Source organism: Acutalibacter caecimuris, assembly GCF_034335085.1.
GTDB lineage: Bacteria > Bacillota > Clostridia > Oscillospirales > Acutalibacteraceae > Acutalibacter > Acutalibacter caecimuris.
On sequence record NZ_JAWXXJ010000012.1, the window covers coordinates 70,242 to 95,121 of the forward strand.

At 58.9% G+C, this 24,880-nt stretch carries 23 protein-coding genes, 1 tRNA gene and 1 riboswitch; of the genes, 10 read left to right on the forward strand and 14 right to left on the reverse strand.

The window, feature by feature from the left end; genetic code table 11:
• Positions 1-43: 43 nt before the first annotated feature.
• Together rpsF and U8U01_RS08775 are read right to left on the reverse strand one after the other, a co-directional pair.
• Positions 44-451: a 30S ribosomal protein S6 gene (gene rpsF, locus U8U01_RS08770; protein WP_322173427.1), complete on the reverse strand. Its 408-nt coding sequence runs from the start codon at positions 449-451 to the stop codon at positions 44-46.
• 291 nt (positions 452-742) lie between these two features.
• A complete protein-coding gene (locus tag U8U01_RS08775) occupies positions 743-2,047 on the reverse strand; it encodes an aspartate aminotransferase type Ic (RefSeq protein WP_322173429.1) in 1,305 nt (434 codons plus the stop codon).
• A gap of 386 nt (positions 2,048-2,433) precedes the next feature.
• On the opposite strand from U8U01_RS08775, the gene U8U01_RS08780 reads away from it, so the two are divergent.
• Complete coding sequence (locus tag U8U01_RS08780) at positions 2,434-3,852, forward strand: amidophosphoribosyltransferase (RefSeq protein WP_322173431.1); 1,419 nt, start codon at positions 2,434-2,436, stop codon at positions 3,850-3,852.
• 72 nt (positions 3,853-3,924) lie between these two features.
• Here the strand turns inward: U8U01_RS08780 and asnS are convergent, their stop codons facing one another.
• The 4 genes from asnS to U8U01_RS08800 form a co-directional block, all read right to left on the reverse strand.
• Positions 3,925-5,316, reverse strand: a complete 1,392-nt coding sequence (asnS, locus tag U8U01_RS08785; protein WP_322173433.1) for an asparagine--tRNA ligase — start codon at positions 5,314-5,316, stop codon at positions 3,925-3,927.
• Positions 5,317-5,349: 33 nt separating this feature from the next.
• The gene (locus tag U8U01_RS08790; protein WP_322173435.1) at positions 5,350-5,820 is read right to left on the reverse strand and encodes an 8-oxo-dGTP diphosphatase; all 471 of its coding nucleotides are present in this window, start codon (positions 5,818-5,820) and stop codon (positions 5,350-5,352) included.
• Positions 5,821-5,835: 15 nt separating this feature from the next.
• The gene (locus U8U01_RS08795; RefSeq protein ID WP_322173437.1) at positions 5,836-6,297 is read right to left on the reverse strand and encodes an 8-oxo-dGTP diphosphatase; all 462 of its coding nucleotides are present in this window, start codon (positions 6,295-6,297) and stop codon (positions 5,836-5,838) included.
• 60 nt (positions 6,298-6,357) lie between these two features.
• Positions 6,358-6,444: transfer RNA gene (locus U8U01_RS08800), tRNA-Ser, on the reverse strand.
• Positions 6,445-6,618: 174 nt separating this feature from the next.
• Here U8U01_RS08800 and U8U01_RS08805 point away from each other — a divergent pair.
• The 8 genes from U8U01_RS08805 (at position 6,619) to U8U01_RS08840 (ending at position 15,206) form a co-directional block, all read left to right on the forward strand.
• On the forward strand, positions 6,619-8,169 hold the full coding sequence (locus U8U01_RS08805; protein ID WP_322173439.1) for a Ppx/GppA phosphatase family protein: 1,551 nt from the start codon (positions 6,619-6,621) through the stop codon (positions 8,167-8,169).
• Positions 8,170-8,179: 10 nt separating this feature from the next.
• Positions 8,180-10,300, forward strand: coding sequence for an RNA degradosome polyphosphate kinase (locus U8U01_RS08810; protein ID WP_322173441.1), 2,121 nt, complete (start codon positions 8,180-8,182; stop codon positions 10,298-10,300).
• A 27-nt stretch (positions 10,301-10,327) separates the two neighbouring features.
• The gene (locus tag U8U01_RS08815) at positions 10,328-10,879 is read left to right on the forward strand and encodes a DEAD/DEAH box helicase family protein (protein WP_322173443.1); all 552 of its coding nucleotides are present in this window, start codon (positions 10,328-10,330) and stop codon (positions 10,877-10,879) included.
• A 49-nt stretch (positions 10,880-10,928) separates the two neighbouring features.
• The gene (locus U8U01_RS08820) at positions 10,929-12,005 is read left to right on the forward strand and encodes a 6-phosphofructokinase (protein ID WP_322173445.1); all 1,077 of its coding nucleotides are present in this window, start codon (positions 10,929-10,931) and stop codon (positions 12,003-12,005) included.
• A gap of 33 nt (positions 12,006-12,038) precedes the next feature.
• Positions 12,039-12,518 carry a hypothetical protein gene (locus U8U01_RS08825; RefSeq protein WP_322173447.1) on the forward strand — a complete coding sequence of 160 codons (480 nt, stop codon included), beginning with the start codon at positions 12,039-12,041 and terminating at the stop codon, positions 12,516-12,518.
• A gap of 54 nt (positions 12,519-12,572) precedes the next feature.
• Positions 12,573-13,448 (forward strand): sugar phosphate isomerase/epimerase family protein, encoded by an 876-nt coding sequence (locus U8U01_RS08830; protein WP_322173449.1) that lies wholly within the window; start codon positions 12,573-12,575, stop codon positions 13,446-13,448.
• Between the two features lie 139 nt (positions 13,449-13,587).
• A complete protein-coding gene (locus tag U8U01_RS08835; RefSeq protein ID WP_322173451.1) occupies positions 13,588-14,595 on the forward strand; it encodes a Gfo/Idh/MocA family protein in 1,008 nt (335 codons plus the stop codon).
• Entirely contained in the window at positions 14,592-15,206 is a 615-nt protein-coding gene (locus U8U01_RS08840) for a hypothetical protein (RefSeq protein ID WP_322173452.1), read from the forward strand. The genes U8U01_RS08835 and U8U01_RS08840 overlap by 4 nt, the downstream gene beginning before the upstream one ends.
• Before the next feature lie 38 nt (positions 15,207-15,244).
• Here U8U01_RS08840 and metK read toward each other — a convergent pair whose 3' ends face one another.
• The 3 genes from metK to U8U01_RS08855 form a co-directional block, all read right to left on the reverse strand.
• Entirely contained in the window at positions 15,245-16,426 is a 1,182-nt protein-coding gene (gene metK / locus U8U01_RS08845; protein ID WP_322173453.1) for a methionine adenosyltransferase, read from the reverse strand.
• A gap of 85 nt (positions 16,427-16,511) precedes the next feature.
• A riboswitch (SAM riboswitch) is annotated at positions 16,512-16,642 on the reverse strand.
• Positions 16,643-16,785: 143 nt separating this feature from the next.
• The gene (locus tag U8U01_RS08850) at positions 16,786-18,123 is read right to left on the reverse strand and encodes a replication-associated recombination protein A (protein WP_322173455.1); all 1,338 of its coding nucleotides are present in this window, start codon (positions 18,121-18,123) and stop codon (positions 16,786-16,788) included.
• Positions 18,120-19,049 (reverse strand): helix-turn-helix transcriptional regulator, encoded by a 930-nt coding sequence (locus U8U01_RS08855; protein ID WP_322173456.1) that lies wholly within the window; start codon positions 19,047-19,049, stop codon positions 18,120-18,122. The genes U8U01_RS08850 and U8U01_RS08855 overlap by 4 nt, the downstream gene beginning before the upstream one ends.
• Positions 19,050-19,191: 142 nt before the next feature.
• Between U8U01_RS08855 and U8U01_RS08860 the strand changes: the two genes are divergently transcribed.
• Positions 19,192-20,076, forward strand: a complete 885-nt coding sequence (locus tag U8U01_RS08860) for a Fic family protein (RefSeq protein WP_322173458.1) — start codon at positions 19,192-19,194, stop codon at positions 20,074-20,076.
• On the opposite strand, the gene U8U01_RS08865 is transcribed toward U8U01_RS08860, so the two are convergent.
• The 5 genes from U8U01_RS08865 to feoB all read right to left on the reverse strand — a co-directional run bounded on the left by U8U01_RS08865 (position 20,057) and on the right by feoB (position 24,844).
• A complete protein-coding gene (locus U8U01_RS08865) occupies positions 20,057-20,479 on the reverse strand; it encodes a DUF1284 domain-containing protein (protein WP_322173460.1) in 423 nt (140 codons plus the stop codon). The genes U8U01_RS08860 and U8U01_RS08865 overlap by 20 nt on opposite strands.
• Positions 20,476-21,030 carry a biotin transporter BioY gene (locus U8U01_RS08870; RefSeq protein WP_322173462.1) on the reverse strand — a complete coding sequence of 185 codons (555 nt, stop codon included), beginning with the start codon at positions 21,028-21,030 and terminating at the stop codon, positions 20,476-20,478. The genes U8U01_RS08865 and U8U01_RS08870 overlap by 4 nt, the downstream gene beginning before the upstream one ends.
• A gap of 13 nt (positions 21,031-21,043) precedes the next feature.
• Positions 21,044-22,042: a biotin--[acetyl-CoA-carboxylase] ligase gene (locus U8U01_RS08875; RefSeq protein ID WP_322173464.1), complete on the reverse strand. Its 999-nt coding sequence runs from the start codon at positions 22,040-22,042 to the stop codon at positions 21,044-21,046.
• Positions 22,043-22,215: 173 nt separating this feature from the next.
• Entirely contained in the window at positions 22,216-22,416 is a 201-nt protein-coding gene (locus tag U8U01_RS08880; protein WP_322173466.1) for a FeoB-associated Cys-rich membrane protein, read from the reverse strand.
• Between the two features lie 13 nt (positions 22,417-22,429).
• The gene (gene feoB / locus U8U01_RS08885) at positions 22,430-24,844 is read right to left on the reverse strand and encodes a ferrous iron transport protein B (protein WP_322173467.1); all 2,415 of its coding nucleotides are present in this window, start codon (positions 24,842-24,844) and stop codon (positions 22,430-22,432) included.
• Between the last annotated feature and the right edge of the window lie 36 nt (positions 24,845-24,880).

The window sequence follows — 24,880 nt, forward strand, 5'->3', positions numbered from 1 at the left end:
CGGGGCCCTTTGCCGGGGCTAAATCTCTGTAACGGGCAACCGGTTATTCGGCCGCCCCTGTGGCGGTTTCCACAGCCTCAACGGCAATGGCTTCCACGTCGATGTCACCCTCCTCAGTTTTCTGAGGTTTCTGGGGTTTCCGCTCCACGATATGCCGGGGGTCGCGCTTAATGATCAGCGTACGGACGATGCCGTCGGTGATCTTGTAGCGGCGGTCCAACTCAGCGGTAAATTCCGGGCCGCTCTCAAAATTGATGAGCGTGTAGTAGCCCTCGGTCTGCTTGTTGATGGGGTAGGCAAAACGCCGTTTGCCCCAGTCGTCAACACTCTGGACAGTGCCGTGCTCTGCAATGAGCCCCTTGAATCGTTCTACCAACGCCGCGCTGCCCTCTTCCCCCAGTTTCGCGGAAGTGACGATGACGGTTTCGTAGAGGTTTTTTCCTTCTGCCATTTGTATTGCACCTCCTTTTGGCCTTATGGCCCCGGGCTGCTTTGGATTCCCCGGAGCAAGGAAGTTTGAAAACCTGTTTCAAACAACTTAGTTATTATACCACAATTTCCCGGAATGTCAAGGGATTTGGCGGTTTTTTGTTGGGGTGGCGGGGAAAAAGGCCGGGGCTGTAGCCCGGCCTTTTGCTTTTGGTGTGGCGAAAAGCTGCGGCCCGCACAGCACGCGGCCCTTGGCCATAGCCCGCAGCCCCGTTATCCCGGTTTCCATGCTGTCCACGGTAAGCGCGGGCGCTCAGGCCCGCTCGGACAGGAGTTTTTCGGTGGCGGCCAGGCGCACGGCGATGCAGAGCAGCTCCATAGCCTGGGCCAGTTCCTCCTCCGGCGGGAAGGAGGGGGCGATGCGGATGTTGCTGTCGTTGGGGTCGGCCCCATAGGGGAAGGTGGCGCCGGCATCGGTAAGCACCACGCCGGCCTCTTTGCAAAGTTCCACCACCCGCCGGGCGCAGCCGCTCATCACGTCCAGGTTGACAAAATAGCCCCCCCGTGGATGGCTCCACCGGGCAATGTCCAGGCCGGCCAGGTTTTGTTGCAGGGCGTCCAGCACAATGCGGAACTTGGGCACCAGTATTTGGCGGTGGCCCTTCATCAGGCTGCGGACGCCGTCGGCGTCGTGGAGGAACAGTACGTGGCGCAACTGGTTCAGCTTATCGGAACCGATGGTCTGGACGGTGGTACGGGATTTCAGGCTGGCGATGTTCCGGGTGCTGGAGGCCAGCGCCGCCACCCCCGCGCCGGGGAAGGAGATTTTGGAGGTGGAGGCGAACTGGATCACCTGGTCCTCGGTGCCTTCTTTTAGGCATTCCTCGTAGATGTTCAGCAGTTCATCGGGCTCGTCGGCCAGGTCGTGGACGCAGTAGGCGTTATCCCACATAATGCGGAAGTCTTTGGCGGCGGGCCGCAGCCGGGCGAAACGGCGCACGGTTTCGTCGGAATAGGTGACGCCGGTGGGGTTGGAGTACTTGGGCACGCACCAGCAGCCTTTGACGCTTTCATCCTGCACCAGGCGCTCGATCAGGTCCATGTTCGGGCCGGTTTTCAGCATGGGTACGGGGATCATCTTGATGCCGAAATACTCTGTTACGGCAAAGTGGCGGTCATAGCCGGGCACGGGGCAGAGGAATTTTACCTCGCCCTGCCTGCACCAGGGCTCGTAGCCGCCGCAGCCGTGGGTATAGCCCTGGGAGATGGTGTCAAACATCATTTGCAGGCTGGAATTGTTGCCCAGGATAATATTATCGGCCGGCACGCCCAGCAGCTCGCCGAAGATGGCCCGCATTTCCGGCAAGCCGTTCCATACGCCGTAGTTCCGGCAGTCGTCGCCGTTGGAATTGGCGAACTCGCTGCGGGCATGGAGGGCCTCCAGCACCCCCAGCGCCAGGTCCAACTGCTTGACGCAGGGGATGCCCCGTGCCATATTCAGTTGCAGGCCCCGGCTTTTGATCTCCCGGTAAGCCTGGGCGGTTTCCCGGTTAAGGGCCTTGATCCCGGCAACGGACATGGACGTCAGTTTCCTCTCACTAACAGCAGTGTCTTTCATCCCAATACATCTCCTAACCATTATTCTTGAATGAACCCCTTGGGTGAGTTTTCATTTTTGTTTCATAAACCTTATATATTTTAATATACCCCAGCCAAAAATGCAAGTTTATTTTACCCATCCTGCAAATTTTATGTTTTGTACCATTCAAGCTACCCCCCTCCCCCCTTTTCTGTACAAACTTCTCAAGCAAGATCGGCCCGCGGGCGGCCCAGCGGGGAAGCCCTTCCAATAACCGGCAGGGGGTTTTGCCGGGGATTTGTCCTGTCTATATATTTTGCATTTGGGGCTGGCATATCCGGCGGTTCCATGGTATAATAAAAGGGCCGTTGGGGCGCTTTTTGCCGGCGGCACACTCTTCGTATAGGGAAGGCAGGCTAAACATTATGGGCGGTTTTTTTGGGGTAGCGGCAAAGGAGGACTGTGTTTTTGACCTGTTTTTTGGCACAGACTATCACTCTCACCTGGGCACCCGCCGGGCGGGCATGGCTGTGTATGACCAGAAACGGGGCTTTGACCGGGCCATCCACAACATTGAGAACTCCCCTTTCCGGACCAAATTTGACAAGGACTTTTCCCAGATGCAGGGGCGGCTGGGCATTGGGTGCATCTCGGACTACGAGCCCCAGCCGCTGATTGTGCGCTCTCACCACGGGGCCTACGCCATTGTGACGGTGGGAAAGATCAACAACACCGAGGCGCTGATGAAAAGCCTGTTCTCCTCCGGGCTCTCCCATTTTATGGAGATGAGCGGCGGGGATATCAACGCTACAGAACTGGTGGCCGCGCTGATTAACCAGCGGCCCAACCTGATTGAGGGCATACGCTATGCCCAGGAGGCCATTGACGGCTCTATGACCATGCTGCTGCTGACCCCCCGCGGCCTGATTGCCGCCAGGGACAGGCTGGGGCGCACGCCGGTGTCCATTGGCCAGAAAGAGGGGGCCTACTGCTGCTCGTTTGAAAGCTTTGCATACCTGAACCTGGGCTACAGCACCCTGCGGGAACTGGGCCCCGGAGAGGTGGCCGCCATTACCCCTGAGGGCGTGCAGACCCTGGCGGATCCGGGCTCGGACATGAAAATATGCACCTTTTTGTGGGTGTATTACGGCTACCCCACCTCCTCTTACGAGGGGGTGAACGTGGAAGAGATGCGCTACCGCTGCGGGGCGATTCTGGCCCGGCGGGACAGCTTTGCCGGGGAGGGCGCCCCGGATAACGTGGCGGGCGTGCCGGACTCCGGCACAGCCCACGCGGTGGGGTATGCCAATGCTTCGGGCATCCCCTTCTCCCGGCCCTTTATCAAGTATACGCCTACCTGGCCCCGCTCTTTTATGCCCACCATGCAGAGCCAGCGGAACCTGATTGCCCACATGAAACTGATCCCTGTCCACGGGCTTATTGAAGGGCGCAGCCTGCTGCTGATCGACGACTCCATTGTGCGGGGCACCCAACTGCGGGAAACCACGGATTTCCTGTACCGCAGCGGGGCTAAGGAAGTGCACGTGCGGCCCGCCTGCCCGCCCCCCCTGTTTGGGTGCAAATACCTGAATTTCTCCCGGTCGGTTTCTTTGGACGACCTGATCTCCCGGCGGGTGATCCAGGAGCTGGAGGGTACCAATCAGCCGGACAACCTGGAGAAGTACGCCGACCCGGAAACAGAGGAGTACCAGACCATGGTGGATATCATCGGCAAAAAGCTGAACTTTACCTCCCTGCGCTACCACCGGCTGGACGACATGGTGGATTCGGTGGGCATTGACCGGTGCAAGCTGTGCACCTACTGCTGGAACGGCAAAGAGTAACCCTGGACCAAAATCAAAAGCCCCCGGTACAAGCCGGGGGCTTTCTTTATACTTATGCCAATGGCGCTGCGGTTAGAACTCCGCCGAGCCGGTGGTGCGGGGGAAGGGCAGCACGTCCCGGATGTTCTGGATGCCGGTCAGGTACATGACCAGCCGGTCGAGCCCAATGCCAAAGCCGGAATGCACGGTGGTGCCGAAACGGCGCAGATCCAGGTACCAGTAAAGGTCCTCCTCCCCCATGCCCAACTCCAGCATACGGTCCCGCAGCACCTCAAAGCGCTCTTCCCGCTGGCTGGCGCCTACCAGCTCGCCAATGCCGGGGACCAGCAGGTCGGTGGCGGCTACGGTTTTGCCGTCATCGTTTTGGCGCATATAGAAGGACTTGATGTCCTTGGGGTAGTCGGTAACAAAGACCGGGCGGCCAAAGTGCTTTTCTGCCAAGAAACGCTCGTGCTCGGTCTGGATATCCTCGCCCCAGGCAGCCTTGTACTCAAATTCGCCGTTGTGGGCCTCCAAAATCTTCACGGCGTCGGTGTACGTCACCCGTGCAAAGTCCGCGCCGGCCACATGGCGCAAGCGTTCCAGGAGCCCTTTATCCACAAACTGGTTGCAGAACTCCATATCCTGGGGGCAGGTTTCCAGCACATAGTTGATGACATACTTCACCGCGGCCTCGATCAGGTCCATATCATCGTTTAGGTCGGCAAAGGCGATCTCCGGCTCGATATGCCAGAACTCGGAGGCGTGGCGGGGGGTGTTGGAGCGCTCTGCCCGGAAGGTGGGGCCAAAGGTGTAGACCTTGGAGAAGGCCTGGGCCATGCACTCTACCTGTAGCTGGCCGGAGCCGGAGAGGTAGACCTTCTTCTGGAAGAAGTCCTGGCGGTAATCTACCGCGCCCGCTTCGGTTTTGGGAAGGGCTTCCTGGTCCAGGGTCGTGACCTGGAACATCTCTGCGCCCTCGCAGTCTGTGGTGGTGATAACGGGGGTGTGGATGTAGACAAAGCCGTTCTCCTGGAAGAACTTGTGGATGCCGTGGGCCGCTACCGAGCGGATGCGGAACGCGGCGCTAAACAGGTTGGTGCGGGCCCGCAGGTGGGGGATGGTGCGCAGGAACTCCACACCATGGCGTTTCTTTTGCAGGGGGTATTCGGGGGCGGAGGCGCCCTCCACCCGGATTTCACTGGCGTGGATCTCGAAGGGCTGCTTGGCCCCTGGGGTGGCCACCAGCCGACCGGTGACAACCAGGGCGGCGCCTACATTCTGGGCGGCGATCTCCTTAAAGTTGCCGATCTTGCCATCCTCAAAGACCACCTGCACCCCTTTAAAGCTGGTGCCGTCGTTCAGATCGATAAAGCCCAGGGTTTTGGAATCCCGGATAGAACGGGCCCAGCCGCAGACTGTGACGGTCTGGCCGGCATAGGCGTCTAAATCTTTATAAAATGATGCTACTTCATCGTGTTTCATAGTGATTCTCCTTGTTGAATTGTCATAACCCTTTTAACTAAGCTGAAAGGCCCAGCCTGTATCCTGCCACTCTGTACACAAATCCTCTTTATTTTTGCGGAAGTACGCCAACTCGTTCAAGCCGGGCTCCAGAAATAACCGCAGGGTTTCCGCCATACCACTTGCCAGTTCCATAGCAAGCAGTTGGCTTTTTTCCACCCAGAACACATCCCCTTCTTCCGAAGAATGAATTTCCCCGAAAAAAAGATCCGCCCTATAAAGGAAAGAAATAGAACGGGAGCCCTCATTGTATATCCATTGCTTGACCCCACACAATTTGGGGCTGGCTATGGTCAACCCGGTTTCCTCGTACACCTCGCGGATGACCGCCTGCGTAAAAGACTCCCCCGGTTCCACATGGCCGCCCGGAAGTGTAATGCCCGGCCAAACCGGATCCAGGCGGTTCTGAACCAGGATTTTGCTGCCGGCGCACACCATGCACATATTCGTTAATTCTGTTGTCATATGTTTTCACACTTTCTATTCCAGCACGATCTGCCAGTCATGGCTGGGATCTCCCCGGTAATAGCTTAGTTCGCTGATATCCTCCTCCAAAAAGGCGCGGAAGGTTTCTTCCATGCCGCTGGAGAGGTTCATACCGGGCAAACCCGCGCGGTTTGCCCAAAAGACCTCCCCTTCCTCCGAGGCGCGCAGCACCCCGGAAAATGTATCGCATTTATATAGAAAGACGATGTAGCGGGACCCGTCGTCCTCTATCCAGTTTTTTACGCCGCACAGCCGGGGATGGGACAGGGTAAGGCCCGTTTCCTCGTAGACCTCCCGGATGACGGACTGGGTGATGGTTTCCCCCGGCTCTACATGGCCGCCGGGGAAGGTGACGCCCGGCCAGCCGTGCTCCGGCCTGCGGCGCTGTACCAGCACCTCGTCGCCCCGGTATACCATGCACATATTGGTCAACTCGGCCTGTATTTTTCTGGACACCCTATCTCCCCCATTCATGAAAAGAACAAGAGCGCCGGAAAAGCTCCGACGCCCTTTTCTTGGCGGAGAGGATGCGACTCGAACGCACAATGCCTTGCGGCACACCACATTTCCAATGTGGCTCCTTACCAATTAGAATACCTCTCCGTATCCCGGCTCGATTATTATAGCGGATTGCGGCGGAAAAATCAAGTAGTTTTTCAAAAAAATTTTTAAGCTGTAAAAATTTTGGAAATTTCGGGATAAATCGCGGAAATAGGTTTGAATATTCCGTTCAGATTTGGTATAATTAGGAAAGAGATTTGCCTGGGAGGGATATTCTTGAACAAAAAAAGCGCTGTCAATTCTGCGGCGGTCATAGAGATAGGTACAAAAAACGTGAAGATGCGGGTATCCCAGTTGGTAAAGGGGAAAATACGCCCCCTGGACTACCTGGAGTACCCGGTAAGCCTGGACCATGATGTATTTGAAGCCGGGGCCGTGCGCTTTGACAGCCTGCGGGAACTCTCCGCGGCGCTGACCAAGTTCTCTGCCGCGCTGCGGGCTTATAACATCGAGCGGCCCATGGTCATTTCTACCACGGCCCTGCGGGAGGCCAGCAACCGGGCGCTGGTCATAGACCAACTGCGGGTGCGCAACGGGGTGGACATCACCGTGCTGGACGGCAGCCAGGAGAAAGCCTATATCTTCTCTGAACTGGAACAGCTTTTGTCCCAGGAAAGCGCGGTGAAAAACGGCAACACCCTCATGGCCTACATCGGCTCCGGCAGCATTGGGCTGATGGTGCATGACGGGGAAAAAGCCGTGTATTTCCAGAATATCCCCATAGGGGCGCTGAAACTGCATGACGTGCTGGGGGAACTGCGCCGCAAGGCCGAAGGTTTCCACTGCATACTGGAAGAATATATGGACACGGTGCTGAACCGGATGCACATCTCCGGCTACCCCATACAAAACCTGGTGCTTACGGGCTCGAAGATCGAGCTGATTGCCCGGCTGTGCGGAGCAAAGAAGGTGGGGCCGGTGTACCACATTGAAACGGAAAAGCTACAGGCCCTGTACGACGCGGTGCGCGCCCAGACCGCGGAGAGCATTGCCCTGCGCTACGGCATTACCGAGAACCAGGCCGCACTATTGTACACGGCTTTGTTCATCTACCGGGGCATGATGCGCTTTTGCCCTGGGGCCGCCGAGGTGCTCTCCCCGCCCACGGACATTTCCCAGGGGGTGACCCGGTACCTGCTGGCCCCCAAGGCCGGGGCCGGGTGGCCGGCCTACCTGCGGGGAAACTCCCTTTCCTGCGCCTGGGCCATGGCCCGCGCTTTCCACTGCGACGAAAAGCACAGCCGGCTGGTGGGCGATTACGCCGTTAAGCTGTTTGACCGGCTGAAAAAGGTGCATGGGCTGGATCCCTCCAAGCGGCTGATTCTGGAACTGGCCGCCGCTTTGCACAGTTGCGGCAGCTATGTAAGTGTGCGGCAGCACAACCACTGTACCTTCGATATTATCCGGGGGATGGATATTTTTGGGCTTTCCTCCGGGGAGGTGCTGGAGGTGGCCATGGTGGCGGGCAGCATTACCGGCGGGCTGTTGCAGGAGGAGGCCCCGGAGATGGCCCTCCTCCCCCAGCAGGAGCAGATCGTGGTGTCCAAGCTGTCGGCCGTTTTCCGACTGGCAAACGCCATGGACAAATCCCACCTGGAAAAACTGAAAAACATCAAGATGACTTTGGAGGAGGACCGGGTGCTCATCCGGGCGGAGGCGTCTACCAATACTTTGCTGGAGCGCTGGGCCTTTGAGGAGTCTGCCGGGTTCTTCCAGAAGGTATTCGGGCTTTCGCCGGAGTTGTCTATAAAATTTGATATGATGTGAGGTGTGCGCTGTGGCTGAGAAAAAAGTACCCTATTATAACCGGGAACTGAGCTGGATGGACTTTAACACCCGGGTGCTGGAGGAGGCGACCAAAAAGGAGAACCCCCTCATGGAGCGCCTGCGCTTTCTGGCCATTACAGGCTCGAATTTGGACGAGTTCTTTATGGTGCGGGTGGCCGGTGTAAAGGCCCAGGTCAACTCCGGCTATAAGCCTAAGGACAAGCTGGACCTGGCCCCCCAGGATCTTTTGAAGGAACTGGAGGAGAAGGCCCACCGCTTTATGGAGAAACAGTATTCCTGCCTGCACCGGTCCATCCTGCCTGCGCTGGAGCGCACCGGCATCCGGTTTTTGGGGTTGCAGGACATGGATGGCGAGCAAAAGGGGTTTGTAAGCCGGTACTTTAAGCAGGTGCTGTTCCCGGTGCTGACCCCCCTGGCCGTGGACGGCAGCCGGCCCTTCCCCCTGCTGGCCAACAAAACCTTGAACATCGCCGTACGGCTGGAGGCCAAGGAAGGCGAGGGCAAGGACAAGGAGATGAACTTTGCCATTGTGCAGGTGCCCTCCATTATGCCCCGGTTTTTAGAACTGCCCTGCCAGGAGGGCCGGGCCTTCACCCTGCTGGAAGAGATCATTATGGCCAACTTGGAGGAACTGTTTGAGTTACACACCATCGAGGCCGCCTGCCCCTTCCGGGTGACCAGGGACTCGGACCTGGAGATAGACGAAGAGGCCGAGGACTTTATGAACGAGGTGAAAAAGTCCATCAAGCGCCGCAAGCGGGGCCGGCCTGTGCGGCTGGAACTACTGCAAAAGTGCGACAAGGATCTGCGAGGGTTCCTCATCGGCCAGTTGAAGATCAAGAAAAACGAGATCTACCAACTGCATGGCCCCCTAGACCTGACCTTTTTCTCCAAGTTTGCCGGGATAAAGGGTTGCGAGGAGCTGTGCTTTAAACCCATTGTGCCGGTGGCCCCGGCCGACTTTTGGGGCTATGACGACATCTTTGCCGCCATACGGGACAAAGACCGGATGGTGCACCACCCCTACGAAAGCTTTGACTGCGTGGTGAAGTTCATTGAGCAGGCCGCCGAGGACGGGGACGTGCTGGCCATCAAGCAGACCCTGTACCGGGTGAGCGGCAACTCCCCCATCATCGCTGCGCTGATACGGGCCGCGGAGAACGGCAAGCAGGTAACGGTGCTGGTGGAGTTGAAAGCCCGCTTTGACGAGGAGAACAACATCAACTGGGCCCAAAAGCTGGAAAAGGCCGGCTGCCATGTGATCTACGGCCTGCACGGGCTCAAGACCCACTGCAAGATCGCCCTGGTGGTGCGCCGGGAGGAGGACGGCATCCGCCGGTATTTGCACCTGGGCACCGGCAACTATAATGATTCTACCGCCAAAATTTACACCGACGTAGGCCTGTTCACCTGCAACAGCCAGTACGGGGCCGACGCCTCTTCCCTGTTTAATGTGATCACCGGGTATTCCCGGCCCCCGGAGTACCGGCACTTTGCCGTGGCCCCCCACGGGCTGCGCACCTTCTTCTGCCGGCGCATCCGCCAGGAAACGGAAAACGCCCGCCAGGGCCTGCCCAGCGGCATCACCGCCAAGGTAAACTCCCTGGTGGACCCGGAGATCATCTCCCTTTTGTATGTGGCCAGCCAGGCCGGGGTGCCTGTGCGGTTGATCGTCCGGGGCATCTGCTGCCTGATCCCCGGCGTGGAAGGGGTCAGCGACAACATCCAGGTCATCAGCATTGTCGGCCAGCTTTTGGAGCACAGCCGGGTGTTCCGGTTTGAGAACGCCGGCGACCCCAAGGTGTATATGGGCTCTGCCGACTGGATGCCCCGAAACCTGGACCGGCGCATTGAACTGGTGTTCCCCATTGAGGACGGGGAACTAAAACAGCGGGCCTTTGGCATTTTAGACACCCTACTGGCAGACAACACCAATGCCCGTATCATGCAGCCGGACACCGGTTATATCCATGTAAGCCGCCGGGGCAAGGCGGCCTTCAGCAGCCAACAGGCCTTTTATAAGCAGGCCCAGGAGCGGCTGAAAGCGCTACAGCACGTGGAGAGCGACAGCCCGCTGATCCCCATCCACTCGGCGGAGGAGGACGCGTAGGGCACATTCGCAAAGAGGAGGTTTACGATGAAGCTGGTTATGCTGTTTGGGAACGCCGCTGTGGGGAAAATGACCGTGGGCCAAGAACTGATGAAACGCACGGGCCTGCGGCTTTTCCACAACCACATGACGATTGAGCCCATTTTAGAGGTATTTGGGGACTTTAACAGTGCCGCCATCCAGCGCTGCCGGGAGGTGATCTTCGAAGAGCTCGCCAAGTCGGACCGCTATGGCATGATCTTCACCTATATGTGGGCCTTTGACCAGCAGTCGGACTGGGACTATGTGGAGCACATCAAAAGAATTTTCGCGCCTTATGGTACAGAGTTCTATTATGTGGAGCTGGTAGCCTCCCAGGCAGTGCGCCTCCAGCGGAACGTCAGCGAAAACCGGCTGCAAAACAAGGGCTCGAAACGGGATATAGAGCGCTCGAACCAGCGGCTGGTGGAGGACGACGCCCAGTTCCGGCTGGAAAGCCGGCCGGGCGAGATCCCCTTCCCCAACTATATGCGCATTGACAATACCGAACTGCCCCCGGAAACCGTGGCGGCCATGATCCAGGAGCGCTTTGCCCTTTAGCCAGGTTTACCGGCGGCGTGTAAAACCAATTTATCAGGAGGAATGCAGTATGAAACGAGTAGGTATCCTCACCAGCGGCGGCGACTGCCAGGGGCTGAACCCTGCCATTCGGGGCGTGGCCAAGGGGCTGTACGAGGAATTTGGCAAAAATGTGGAGATCTATGGCATTAAAGACGGCTACAAGGGGCTGATCTTCGGGGAGTACCGGCTCATGCAGCCCTCGGATTTCTCCGGCATCCTCACCGAGGGGGGCACCATTTTGGGCACCTCCCGGCAACCCTTTAAGACCATCCGGGTCATTGACGAGAACAGCGTGGACAAGGTGGCCGCCATGAAGGACCACTATAAGAAGATGAAACTGGATTGCCTGGTGATCCTGGGCGGCAACGGCACCCAGAAAACCGCCAACCTGCTGCGGGAGGAGGGGCTGAACGTCATCCACCTGCCCAAGACCATTGACAACGATGTGTGGGGCACGGACGTAACTTTCGGCTACCACAGCGCGGTGGAGGTGGCCACCAACGTGATCGACTGCCTGCACACCACCGCCACCTCCCATGGGCGCATCTTTATTGTGGAGGTCATGGGCCACAAGGTGGGCTGGCTGACCCTTTCGGCGGGTATTGCCGGCGGCGCGGACGTGATTTTGCTGCCGGAGATCCCCTACGACATCAACAAAGTGGCCAAAACCCTGAACAACCGGATCGACAGCGGCAAAAAGTTCTCCATTCTGGCTGTGGCCGAGGGGGCCCTCTCCAAAGAGGAGGCCAAACTCTCCAAAAAGGAGTTCAAAAAGGCGCGGGCTGCCGCGAATTACCCCTCCATTGTGTACCGCATTGCCGAGGAGCTGAAGGATAAGATCGACAACGAAATACGGGTGTGCGTACCCGGGCACTTCCAGCGGGGCGGCAGCCCCTGTGCCTACGACCGGGTCCTGTGCACCCGGCTGGGCGCCACCGCCGCACGGTTTATCAAAGAGAAAACCTTCGGCGTGATGGTGGGCATGGTCAACGGCGCCTGCGTCCCCGTGCCCCTGGCAGATGTGGCCGGCAAGCTAAAGGCCGTGCCGGTAGACTGCGGGGAGGTCCAGGCCGCCAGGCAGATCGGCATCAGTTTCGGAGATTGAGCAGATAAAATCAACAACTGAGGAGTGTTTTTCATGGACTTTCGCATCATATCCCTGCCCCCCTTTACCGCGGTAACATCTGCCCCGGACCCGGCTTTCGATTTTTCCCCCCAAGGGGAGTTGGGTAAATTCAACGACTACTTCAGCGGCATAAAGCCCTCCCCACGGGACAGCTTTATGCCCAGGGACTTCCTCTTTTTTGACAAAGAGGCCGGCGGCCTGGTGTGGTGGTACGCCTGGGAGGAGGGTATGCCCGACGGTGGCTACCAAAAGGTAGCCTTTGACGGCGGCATCTACCTGACATACTTCTACTGGGACCACGACGAGGAGGAAAACGGCAGGCTTTATCAGGCGGCGCTTGACTACATCCGGCAAAGCGATGTGTTTGAACTGGACGAACGGCCGGGGCATTACGCCATGGGCCACATCATCACCCCGCCAGAGGCCATCCCGGCCCTTGGCAATGGCATGATGGAGTGTTTCGTGCCGGTCAAACTGAAAGCTGCCACCTGACCGAATTGGTTGCCCCACCCATTAAAATATATATTTACAGAAAGGGTCATTCTTATGAAATTTTCAGTTAGCCTCTACAGCTTTTTCAGCGCCATCCGCAACGGGGAGCTGACCCCCCTGGCGTGCATCGCCAAGGCCAAGGAAATGGGCTTTGACGCCATTGAGGCTGTGGATTTTGTCATGGGCGCTTCTTCCCCGGAGGAGATGCCGGAGCAGGCCAAAAAGATCAAAGAAGAGGCCGACAAGCAGGGCCTGGCCATCTCCTCCTTTGCCGTGGGGGCCGACCTGCTGAACGGCATGGACGGCAGCGGCGACACAGCCAAAGAGATCGCCCGGGTCAAGTCGATGGTAGACATTGCCGCCATCCTGGGCGCCCCCCGTATGCGCCATGACATCACCATGGGCCAGAAGGGCTCCCCCCGCAGCTACGCCGCTTTGGTGCCCCAACTGGCCGAGTCCGTGCGGGAGATCACCGAGTATGCCGCCGGTAAGGGCATTGTCACCATGACCGAGAACCACGGTTTCTTCTCCCAGGACTCGGAGCGGGTGGAACTGCTGTACAACACCGTCAACCACCCCAACTTTGGCCTGCTGTGCGACATCGGCAACTTCACCTGCGCCGACGAAAACCCCGCCACTGCCGTAGCCAGGGTAGCCCCCTACACCCGCTACGTCCATGCCAAAGACTTTATCATCAAGAACTACTACGATAATGACCCCGGCGAGGGCGCCTTCCAGACACGGGCGGGCAACTACCTGCGGGGCACCGTCATCGGCCACGGCAATGTGCCGGTAAAGCAGTGCCTGCATATCCTGAAAGCTGTCGGCTACGATGACACCATTGCCATTGAGTTCGAGGGCATGGAGCCCGCGTTGACCGCCATCCGCGTTGGCCTTGCCAACCTGAAGCGCTATTGGGAAGAGGCATAAGCCCCTAGCAGGGCTCTCCCCCATCGCGTGAACGCAACACAGGGAAACCGTTAAACTGCTGAACAGGAAGGGAGGACCCGGCCATTGTACCTGGGAACTCCCTTTCCCTTCTATTCTTGCACAGGAAAGGAACGGCGTTATGCTACGATTTGGAACCATTGGCTCCGGCTGGATTACGGAGGAGTATATCCGCGGGGCAAAAGACAGCGGGCTTTGGGAACTGGCCGCCGTGTACTCCCGGAACGCCCAGCGGGGCCAGGCCTTTGCCGAAAAGCACGGGGCCAAGCAGGTGTTTACGGACATAGAGGCATTTGCCGCCTGCCAGGAGCTGGACGCGGTCTATGTGGCCAGCCCCAACTATGCCCACTACAGCCATTGCAAGGCCCTGCTATCCCATGGCAAGCACGTCATCTGCGAAAAGCCCCTTTGCGCCCAGGCCGGTAAGGTGCGGGACCTGGTGGCTTTGGCAGAGGAAAAAGGGCTGGTCTTTTTGGAGGCCATCATGTTTATGCACCAGCCCCAGCGGCAGGTGCTGGAGGAGGCTTTGGCCCAGTTGGGCCCCATCTCCATGGCCCGGTTGGATTTCTGCCAGCGCTCCTCCAAGCTGGACCGCTACCTGGAAGGGGAACTGCCCAACATCTTCAACCCCCAAATGGAAACCGGCGCGCTGATGGACCTGGGGGTCTATTGCGTGTACCCGGCGCTGCACCTGTTCGGGCGGCCGGCGCGTTTCCAAATCAGCAGCCATATGCTGGACACCGGCGCGGACGGCAGCGGCATACTCACCCTGCAATACCCCGATAAGCTGGTGACGCTGGTCTACTCCAAGCTGGGCCAGGCCGGGGCCAACAGCGATTTCCAGGGCCCGGAAGGCACCGTGGCGGTAGAGTCCATCTCCCGGCTGGGGGGCATCAGCCTCTGGCGCAAGGACGGCACCACCCGGCAACTGCACGGGCAGGACGAGAAATATAAGCTGATGGGCTGGGAGGCCAAAGACTTTTACCGCTACATCACCCAACCGGAGGAGAGCCGGGAGGAATACGCCCGCTGCACCCGGCTGAGCCTGGAGGTGGCCGTGTTTATGGAAGAGGTACGCCACGCGGCGGGCATCCTCTTCCCCAGCGACAAAAGAGGTGAGGGCCAATGAAAAGGCGCCGCAAAATCATCCTGGCGGCGCTGGCCGTGCTGCTGGGGGTAGGCGTCCTTTTGCGGGCCACCAGCAGCCCGCTGGCCATGCTGCTGGGCGGTTACCGCCACGCTGTCACCATTGAGGAAGGGTTTGAATATACCGGCGGTACAACCGCCCGCTGGCGGGTGATCCTGGCAGAAAAAGACGGCGTGAACCGGCTGGCGCTGATGGAGCAGGGCTTTTTGGGCTTTTGGGGGCTGCCCACCGCCGCCAATCAGCTTAGCGGGGAGTACCAGGCCCTGGAGCACATCAGCTTGGTGACCGCGCCGGCCAGTTCAGCCTATTATGGGTATGACTATACCACTGTTGCCGACAATGACCGCCCGGAGAGCCACAAAAAAGTCCAGCAACATATCATGCGGTCAGACTGGTTCTATCACGGCGCCAACGCGGTGATGACCCTTGCGGTGCCGGAGGACGCGCTACCCAAAGACGCGGCGCTGCAAATCTATCAGGCCGGCCCCGAATACGTGCTGCACCTGGTGATGTACACCAAGGGTAGCGGCTCCTTTGACGGCGGTTTCCCGGCACTCTACCAGTCCCTGTTGGACAACGGCTGTATTGAATAAGAAAGAAGTCCCCGGTTTCTGCCGGGGACTTCTTTTGGTTACGCGTTCTCTACTGCCTCACGGAGGGCCTCGGTGCGGTTGGTCTTTTCCCAGGCCACGTCCAAATCCTCCCGGCCCATATGGCCGTAGGCCGCCAACTGGCGGTAGATGGGTCGGCGCAGGTCCAGTTCCTTGATAATGGCGGTGGGCCGCAGGTCAAAGACCTTTTTCACCGCCTCGGCCAGGCACTCATCGCTGACCGTGCCCGTGCCAAAGGTGTCTACCATTACCGAAACAGGCCGGGCCACGCCAATGGCATAGGCCAGCTCCACTTCAGCACGGCGGGCCAGGCCCGCGGCTACTATGTTTTTGGCCACCCAGCGGGCCGCATAGGCCGCAGAACGGTCTACCTTGGTGGGGTCCTTGCCGGAGAAAGCCCCGCCGCCATGCCGGCCGTAGCCGCCGTATGTATCCACAATGATCTTCCGGCCGGTCAGCCCGCTGTCGCCTACCGGGCCGCCGATCACAAAGCGCCCGGTGGGGTTGATGTAAATACGGGTCCGGCTGTCCACCAGCTCAGAGGGGATCACCGGCTTAATCACATACTTCACCATATCCTTCTTCAGCTTATCCAGCCGCACATTTTCGTCGTGCTGGGTGGAGATCACAATCGCGTCAATGCGCTTGACCTGGTCGCCGTCATACTCCACCGTCACCTGGGTCTTGCCGTCCGGCCGCAGGTATTTCAAGGTGCCATCCTTGCGCACCTGTGCCAGTTTCTTGGCCAGCTTATGGGAGAAGGAAATGGCCATGGGCATATATTCCGGGGTTTCGTCACAGGCAAAGCCGAACATCATGCCCTGGTCGCCCGCGCCTACCAAGCTGTTCTCGTCGGTTTCCCCGTTCTTTGCCTCCTGCGATTCATTCACGCCCATGGCAATGTCCGGCGACTGGGCGTCAATAGAGGTCAGCACCCCGCAGGTATTGCCGTCAAAACCGCAGGCAGGGTTGTCATAGCCAATCTCCTTGACCACCTCGCGGGCCACATTGGCAATGTCCACATAGCAAGTGGTGGAGATCTCCCCCATCACATGGATCACGCCCGTGGTGGCGGTGGTTTCGCAGGCCACGTGCGCAAGGGGGTCCTGGCTGATAATGGCGTCCAGCACCGCGTCGGAAATCTGGTCGCACACTTTGTCGGGATGGCCTTCTGTAACAGACTCAGATGTAAACAATTTCATAGTAAAACTTGCCCCTTTCACGATATTTGGCAGGATAAATCCTAACAAAAAGAAGGGCCGCTCGAAAAACGAGGGCCCCTATTACGCCTCATCTTTCGGGTGCTGGAAACCGGCCTGGCCGGTTCTCATCCGCAGGAATTAGCACCTTGCAACAGTCACACCGTTACAGGTTGCCGGGCATCACAGGGCCTGTCCCTCCGCCGCTCTTGATAAGGATTTATTCTGTTTTCTTTATTTTAGCATCAGAAAAGCCGTTTGTCAATAGGCTTGGCCACAAAAGGCGATGGCCGCCGTACAGGCCCCCACCACCCGGCCACTTTACCCCAAACAGAAACTGCATATAAACAATGGTTATCTGCCTATCCCTTCTGCTCTTCCTCCCGATGCCGGCGTTTCCACTCCTCTATTTGCCGCAGCCGTTCCCCATGGCGGGCCTCGCTCCCCTGGTTGGTGGGCACATAGTACCGCTTGTCCTTCAGTGCATCCGGCAGGCACTGCATGGTGGTCAGCTTGTCCTCGTAGTCATGGGCATAGCGGTAGCCCTTGCCGTAGTCCAGTTCCTTCATCAGCCGCGTGGGGGCGTTGCGGATGACCAGCGGCACCGGCTCGGCCAGCATTTTCTGCGCATCAGCGGCAGCAGCCATATAGGCGGCCTCCAACGAATTGGACTTAGGCGCCAGGGACATATACACAACCGCATGGGCCAGGTTGACGCTGCACTCCGGCATCCCGATAAAATGGCTGGCCTGGTAGGCCGCCACCGCCACCTCCAGCGCCCGGCTGTCCGCCAAGCCCACATCCTCACTGGCAAAGCGGATGACCCGCCGGGCCACATACAAGGGATCCTCCCCGGCCTCCAGCATACGCGCCAGCCAGTAGACCGCCGCGCTGGGGTCGCTGTTCCGCATGGATTTGTGCAGGGCAGAGATCAGGTTGTAGTGCTCTTCCCCATTCTTATCATACAAAAGTGACTTCTTGTTCACACATTGTTCGATAACCTCCATCGTCACCTGCACCTGATCCGCCTGGCGGGGGGCGTTCAGCACGATCATCTCCAGGGTACCCAAAGCGGTGCGGGCGTCACCGTTGGCAAAATTGGCCACCATAGCCAGCATATCATCGGTTATCTGCACATTCTGCCCGCCAAAACCCCTGGGGTCGTCTATGGCCCGGCGCAGCAGGCGGACCAGATCCTCCGTAGCCAGCGCTTGTAGCACAAAGACCTTGCACCGCGACAGCAACGCCGAGTTGACCTCAAAGGAGGGGTTCTCGGTGGTGGCGCCAATCAGCACAATGCTGCCCCGCTCCACAAAGGGCAAAAAAGCGTCCTGCTGCGCCTTGTTAAAGCGGTGGATCTCATCCACAAAAAGGATGGTGCGCTCGCCCAACAGCCGGGTCTGCTCCGCCTGGCCCATCACCTCTTTAATCTCCTTGATACCGCTGGTAACGGCGCTGAAATTGATGAAATTCGAGCGCGTCCGGCCGGCAATGATCCGGGCCAGGGTGGTTTTCCCCACCCCTGGCGGGCCCCAGAAGATCATAGAAGGCACTCGGTCCTGGTCGATCAGTTGCCGCAGCACCTTCCCCTCGCCCAGCAGATGGGCCTGGCCGGCAAACTCCTCCAGGTTCCGGGGGCGCATCCGCGTAGCCAGTGGGGTGTCTGCGGGGCTGGCCTCAAACAAAGTCTGCTGTCTCATCCCGTTCCTTCCTTCCTGTATGCAGATTTATATGCAGTTTTCCCCCCGTTGTTTTCCTTGCGGTAGCCGCTGGGCGAGCGCCCTGTGCGCAGCCGGAACACCTTTGCAAAGTAAGAGGGATCCGAAAACCCGGTTTTTGCCGCTGTGTCCGCCACCGACCACCCTGCCTGCAAATAGGAAAGGCTCCGGCCGATCCGATAATCCAGCAGGTAATCAAACAGCGACGCATCCATCTCGCGCTTAAAAAACCGGCAGCATTCGCTTTTGCACAAACCCACCTGCCGGGCAATTTCCTCCAGCGAAAGCTTTTCTGCATAATGTTCATGCAAAAAGGCCAAAATCGTCCGCAGCCGCCGCACTTTCTCCGAGTCCTCCGCCGGGCCGCTCTGCACCTGTTCCGCACAATTCTCATACAGCAGGCGCCAGGTTTCCGTCAGGTTTTTCTGCACATAAAGTTCATACAGGGGCTGTTTCTCCCTGCAAAGCCGGTATACCTCGTGCAGCAGCCCCAATACGTCCGCCTGCCAGGCAATGGACGGCAGCAGCAGTTTCGAGGCCACCGCGCGGCTTTCCACCAGCGGAAAGACATATTTGGCCCCCACCGTGCTGCCCTCAAACCCGGCCAGCAGCCGCGGGTGGAAGGTCAGCGATATGTAGTCGCAGTCACGGTCCGCCATACTGCCTGCGTGCAGGGCCCCGGCGTTACAAAAAAGCCCCTGCCCCTCCTCCAGCAGGTAATGGCGGTCATTGATCCGGTATTCCATACGCCCGGTAACTGCCAACGTAAATTCCACCTCGTCATGCCAATGCCAGGGGAAAAAGCCCGTGGGATAGGAGGAAATAGGCTTTTTATCCACATATACCGGAAATCCAAAGGTACCATGGGGTTTCAGTTCCCGATTTTTATCGTCCGTAAACAGTTCCATACGCATCCCTCTTTGCCCTATTATAATGGAAAGCGCCGGGAAAAGCAAGCCCGCAAATCATCTGCACATACTATCTTTTTTAGAACCGTTGCATTTGCCGACCATATCTGTTATAATAATATGCAGAAAAGGGGGCCCCATTATGAAAACCTATGACTACGCCTTTCTCAATATGATGCCGCTGCCCCAGGGCTTTGCTAGCCTTTTGCCGGCCCTCCGCCGGCTGGATTCCCTCTGCGCCCAACAACTGGCCCTCTCCCCCCAGCAGCGGGAAGGCGTCATACAAAAAGGTTGGGAGGCCGCCACCACAGGCGCTGCCTCCCTGGAAGATGTGCCCCCCGCTGCTTATGGACAAGCCCTGCAAGCCGTTAGCCAGCAGTTTGACGACATAGAGGCTACCAGGGAAGGCTTTTTGCAGCTAAACCGCCTCCTGCTGCCCAAGGGGGCCGCCGGGGCCTATGGCAGCACAGAAAAAAGCCAGGCCGCCGACCTGGCTTTTTCCGCTTATGTTTCCGCCGCAGAAGAGGCGGATGCTTTCCTGCTCATCCCCTGTATTACGTTGGATCTGCTCTGTACCGCGCCTTTCCCAAACGCGCCCGCCGGCACCGTGTTTTTGCTCGCCCGCCTGCTTTTATGCAAAGCGGGGTATACCATGTGCAGTTTCCTGCCTCTGGAGGCCATGATCCACCGCTACTTCTCCTTCTACCACCGGGCTTTTCAGGAATCCGCCCTATATTGGGCCGAGGGCCATAATGACTATCTGCCTTATATGCAGATCTTCCTCTCCCTGCTCTACCTGTCGTACCGGCAATGCCTCTCGTGGATACCCGCCCGGAAACGCACCAAGCGCGCCAGCATAGAGGAACTGGTCCTGAACCGGCAGGAGCCCATCTCCAAGTCAGACATCTGTGCCGCCCTGCCCATGATCAGCCCCACCACCGTAGAGGCGGTCTTGGGGTCGATGGTAAAAGCCGGCGCTATCCGGCGCATAGGCGGCGGGCGCGGGACTAAGTATCTTCCGGCTTAACCTGCCCCTTTCCGGCCCGTTTGCACAGTAGTTCAAAACTGCACAATCCTTCGGCCGCCCAACGGCAACCCCCACATACCGCCTGGAACTGGGGCCCTGTCAGGGTGCGCAGTTTTTCCATGGCGTCATCCCAGCTTAAAACCTGCCCCGGCCCTACCCCCAACACCTTTTGGGCCACTGTGTCCCTGCGCTGCACATCCTCCGTACCCAACGCGCAGCCACCGTCCGTTTCCCGGTTGGGGCAAGCCCCGCAAATGGCGTCCTGCCCCCCGCACAGTTGTAACTCTTCGCCGGCCTGGAATCCTTCAATCAAGCGCCCCATATTCTCGGCAAACCGGCCGTCATAGCCATGCCCGGAAAACAGCGTCATACAGAAGAGATGGTGCCCCCGCACCTGTTTCATGCCAGGCCCCCTATCCCGGCCCGTTTCAGGCTGGCCCCAATGCCAACCGCCGCAAAATATGCCAGCACCACAGAGATCACATCCTTGACCAGATACGGGGCCGAGGCGATGAAAAACGCCTGGGTAAAGGGCGTGTCCATGACCGCCGCAAACTGCACAACGCCGCAGATATGGCAGACGGCAAGGCCCGCCATGCCCAACAGGGCAGCCATCACCTTGTTTTTAGCCTGCGCCCCCAGCCCACACAGCAGGGCCATGAGCAAAAACCCCCACAAAAAGCCGCCCGTCACGCCTACAAACGAGCCAAACCCGCCGCTGAACCCTGCCAGCACCGGTACGCCCACCGCCCCAAGGGCCAGGTAGACCGCCACCGCAGCCGTCCCCATGGCAGGGCCCAGCACACAGCCGCACAGGGCCACGGCAAAGGTCTGCAACGTTACCGGCACGCCGCTGGGCAAGGGGATGCTGATCTGGGACAGCACCGCCAGTACCGCCGCTAAAACCCCCGTGCACACCATTTTCTGCATATTGTTTTTCCATTCCAGTTTCATAGGTTTCCCCTTTCTATTTGTGCAGATTTTTTTGCAAGCTCTCCTTTACCACAGACACTTCCCCGGCCCCAAACACCTTGGTGCTGCCGTCCGGCAGTTTTACCAGCAGATGGGCCTGGTCGTCAATACCTGTCACGGTGCCCTCCCAGGTGCAGTCCCCTTGCTGGAAACAGATCTCCATCCCCGTAAGCAATGAGCGCTCCCGGTATTCCCGCATATAGGCCTGCCGCGGCATCGCCCGGTAATAGGCAAAAAAGCGGTTAAGTATTGCCCCTGCCAGGCGGGCCCTGGCCCCTGCTGGGGGCGGCTCGGCAAAAATAGCCCCTGCCACCCCCTGCAACTCGGCCGGAAACCCGCCCGGCGGCTCCTGCAAGTTCACCCCCATGCCCAATACGGCGTAGTTAAGGCTGCCGTTTTCAAAATCAATGGCGGCCTCGGTCAAAATGCCGCAGACCTTTTTGCCATGCAGGTAGACGTCGTTCACCCACTTGATCTGGCTCCGCTCGCCGGTAACCCGGTCAATGGCCCCGGCCACAGCCACAGCCGCCGCTGTGGTAATGGCCAATGCCTGCTCCGCCGGGAACTTTGGCCGCAGCAGCACGCTCATATAAAGGCCCGTGCCTTTGGGCGAATGGAAACTGCGTCCCAGCCGGCCCTTGCCCTTTTCCTGCCGTTCCGCAATGATCACCATCCCTTCCCGGCCACCCCGCTCGGCCAGGGTTTTCAGCACCGTGTTGGTAGAGCTCACCGACTCCCGCACCTCAATGGCCACATCCGCCACCCCGCTGTCCAAGTGGCGGCGGACATTCTCCGGGCTAAGCACATTGCTCTCTGACACCAGCCGGTAGCCCTTGTTGGTGGTGGCATCGATCTCATACCCTGCCTGCCGCAGCTTTTGTACCGCTTTCCAAACAGAATTCCGGCTGATCTGCAACCGTTCCGCCATTTCTTCGCCGGAAACCGCGTTGGGGTTATCCTGCAACAGTTGTAAAACCTGCTCGGCAACTTGCATAGGGCGCCTCCTTCCTGGTTGATTTCCCTTTCAGCCCCTATACTACCATAGGCTTTTGGCATTGTCAACTTCCTTTTGCCTATTCAGGTGACAATCTCCCGCCCCACCACGCCGCCTGCCGCTACATAAACGCCCCCACAACAAAAAGCCGCCCCCACCGGGACGGCTTTCTGCTATTTGTTCCCCTTCTCCCCTTTGTTGGGCTCTCCCCCATGGCACAGGGCGCTGTGGGGGCATTGGCCGCAGCCACAGCTACAGCCCCCCTCCCCTCTCCTGCGCCTGCGGATGCCCCGCACCACAATGGCGGCAACCACCGCCCCAATCCCCACCGCAATCACAATCGTCGGCAGGTTGATCACAGTCGCCAACAACACAGGCTATCCCTCCTTATTTTTCCGCCGCGGCAACCGCGCGCACAGCCAGGTGATCTTCATACTTGTTCCGGCGGGCCATCAGGTAGGCCACCGCCCCCAGCGCCAGCAGCGCGGCCCCAGTCCCCAGGCCAAACCCTGCCGTAAAGGCCGTGCCTATTTGGTACGCCACAAACGCCGCCACATAGGCAAATCCGCACATATAGCCAATGGCCCCCAGGGTCCATTTCCAACTGTTCATCTCCCGTTTAATCGCGCCCATGGCCGCAAAGCAGGGGGCGCACAGCAGGTTAAAGATCATAAAGCTGTAAGCCGCCACAGGGGTGTATGCCAAGGCAATCTCCTCGCTGAGGTTTCCGGCGTGCAGCACGCCCAGGGTAGACACAACCTCTTCCTTGGCGATCAACCCCGTCAGGGTAGCCACCGCAGCCTGCCAGGTACCAAACCCCAGCGGGGCAAAAACCACCGCCACGGCCGAGCCCACCATTGCCAGCAAAGAGGCTTCGTTGTCCTCCACCATCCCAAAGGCGCCGTCCGTAAAGCCAAAGCCTTGCAAAAACCACAGGGCCACGCTGGAGGCCAAAATCACCGTACCCGCCCGCTTGATAAACGACCAGCCCCGCTCCCAGGTAGCCCGCAGCACATTACCTGCCGTGGGCACATGGTAGGCGGGCAGCTCCATCACAAAGGGGGCCGGGTCCCCGGCAAACCATCGGGTCTTTTTCAGTATAACCCCGGAGATCACAATGGCCGCCACACCCATAAAATATGCGGAAACCGCCACCCATGTGCTGCCCCCGAACAGCGCCCCCGCAAACAGGGCGATAATGGGCATTTTCGCGCCGCAGGGCACAAAGCAGGTGGTCATAATGGTCATCCGGCGGTCCCGCTCACTCTCAATGGTGCGGGAGGCCAAAATGCCCGGCACACCGCAGCCGGTGCCCACCAGCATGGGGATAAAACTCTTGCCGGAAAGCCCGAACTTGCGGAACACCCGGTCCATAATAAAGGCGATCCGGGCCATATAGCCCACGTCCTCCAACACAGACAGCAGCAGGAACAGCACCAGCATTTGGGGCACAAAGCCCAGCACAGACCCCACGCCCCCTATTATACCATCCAAAATCAGCCCGCACAACCAATCCGCGCAACCAATTTCCTCCAGCCAAGCCCCCACCAGGGTAGGAATGCCCTCCACCCACAGGCCATAGGCATGGGGGTCAGGCTCCTCCACAGCCAAAGCGGCGGTATACGCAGCCGGGCCGGCGGTTTCGGTCAGGGTTTCCCCGGTTTCCTCCTGATAGAAATATACCGGGGTTTCCAGCCCGGCCGATACCGCCTCTTGGGGCGTCATCCCCGCCTCGGCCGCGGCGCTCTCAAAGCCCTCTATCACCGTTGCCGCATCCGCAAAAGCCCCTGCTGCCTCCTCCCAGGCTTCACCGCCGCCCCAAAGGAACCAGCCCTCCCCAAACAGGCCGTCATTGGCCCAATCCGTGGCCATGGTCCCCACCGAGATCCCCCAGCCCCCCATCGCAATGGCATAGGTCAGGAACATCACCGCCACAAAAATCGGCAGCGCCAGCACACGGTTGGTAACGACCCGGTCGATTTTATCCGAAACCGACAGGCTGTGACGGGCCGCCTTTTTCTTCACCGACCGGCCCACTACGCCGCTGATATAGCTGTAACGCTGGTTGGTGATGATGCTTTCCGCATCATCCTCCCACTCCTGCTCGCACCCGGCAATATACCCTTCCAGTTGCTCCCACAGCCGGTTGTCCAACGCCAATTCTTCCAGCACTTTTTCGTCCCGCTCAAACACCTTAATGGCATACCAGCGCAGGTAGTTCTGGCTAACTTTCTGGGAGATAGACGCCTCAATTTGGGCAATGGCCTGCTCCACGCTGCCGGTAAACACAGTGGGCGGCCCACCCGCCGGGTTTTCCCTGGCCAGCCCGGCCGCCTTTCGGGCTGCCTCCAGGCCCCCCTCCCCTTTCAGGGCGCTCATTTCCACCACTTGGCACCCCAGGGCCTCCCCCAGCTTTTTCACGTCGATGCTGTCCCCGTTCCGGCGCACCAGATCCATCATGTTCACCGCCACCACCACCGGCAGGCCCAGTTCAATCAACTGGGTTGTCAGGTACAGGTTCCGTTCTATGTTGGTCCCGTCCACAATATTCAGTATAGCGTCCGGCCGCTCGTTGACCAGGTAGCTGCGGGCCACCACTTCCTCCAGCGTATAGGGCGAAAGGGAGTAGATGCCCGGCAGGTCCTGTATCACCACCGCCCGGTCCCCCTTCAGCCGGCCTTCTTTCTTCTCTACCGTCACCCCTGGCCAGTTGCCCACATACTGGCTGGCCCCTGTCAGCGCGTTAAACAGCGTTGTCTTGCCACAGTTCGGGTTCCCAGCCAGCGCAATCTTGATGTCCATGTACCATTGCCTCCTGTTAATTAGTTTTAGCTAACT